A 1,241-nucleotide genomic window follows, 5' to 3' on the forward strand; every position below is an offset into this window, starting at 1 on the left:
GTCATCATGCCATCACCCCATCCGTGAATGTCACAGGCGTCACAGGTGAAGTTGACGAAGCCCAGCCCGGGATATTTCGAGACATAGCCCGGGCCAGGACCGACGATCTCGATGCGCTGCATGAGCAGCCCGGAGTACGGCAGATCAATAGCAATCCGGCCGTTCACGACGGAGTTACGGATCGTCACGTTGTTGGCCCGGACAACCACATCGCCGGCGAAGGCGTAGCCGTCATAGACAGCACCTGCGGTCGTGATCGTGATGCCGCCTGAAGCCTTCAGCGTGGTGCCCGCAGGGGGCCCCGTCGTGTCCGCGTTCGGGAAGGTGCCCGGCAGCGGAGTGGGTGTCGGTGCCGGAGTCGGGGTCGGCGCCGGAGTCGGGGTCGGCGCCGGAGTCGGGGTCGGCGCCGGAGTCGGCGTCGGCGTCGGGACGACCTCTGCATTGAAGGTCACATCGACGAAGTAATTCGATGCGTTCCACGTGGAGGTCGGGAATCCGCCGGATGCTCCGTAGAAGTAGCGTCCGTTTGCTGTCGATGCGCTCAGCGGGCCGCTGGTCTTGGCCGTCGAGAAGTACTTCGAGGTGTAGGAGTAATGACCCTGTGGGGCGAAATAGGACACGACGTAGGTTGTGCCGGCTGTCAATGCGATTGGGGTGGCCAAAGTCGCGGTCTGCCAGCCGGTGGCGGTCTCCCCGGTGAAGGTGACCGAGGCGAGCTTGGTTCCTCCCGATGTCCAGAGACGGCCGACGTGGGTGCCGTTGTTGCCGGTGCCTTTGAAGAAGCGGATACCCGTGGCAGAGCCGGCCTGGGTCGACGTGAACGCGACTCCCAGTTCAACTGCGGCGCTGTCTCCGGCCTCAGCGGCGACGACAGGTGTCTCGGAGCCGAAGAGTGAAGCGGACGGTGCCGGGACGGGGGCGGGTGTCGCAGTTGGAGTTGGAGTTGGAGTTGGAGCTGGAACGACGGTCGCACTGAAGTTCAGGTCGACGAAGTAGTTCGAATTGTTCCAGGAGGACGTGGGGAATCCGCCGGATGCTCCGTAGAAGTAGCGTCCGTTTGCCGTCGATGCGCTCAGCGGGCCGCTGGTCTTGGTCGAGGTGAAGTACGGGGACGTGTAGGAGTAATGACCCTGTGGGGCGAAATAGGACACGACGTAGGTTGTGCCGGCTGTCAATGCGATTGGGGTGGCCAAAGTCGCGGTCTGCCAGCCGGTGGCGGTCTCCCCGGTGAAGGTGACCGA

At 63.7% G+C, this 1,241-nt stretch carries 1 protein-coding gene; it reads right to left on the reverse strand.

The features are described 5' to 3' along the window. A partial coding sequence (locus tag JF66_RS23305) for a DUF4082 domain-containing protein (protein ID WP_231556524.1) occupies positions 1 to 1,193 on the reverse strand: 1,193 nt, incomplete at its 3' end. Between the last annotated feature and the right edge of the window lie 48 nt (positions 1,194 to 1,241).

The sequence above is a fragment of the Cryobacterium sp. MLB-32 genome, assembly GCF_000738085.1.
Taxonomy (GTDB): Bacteria; Actinomycetota; Actinomycetes; order Actinomycetales; family Microbacteriaceae; genus Cryobacterium.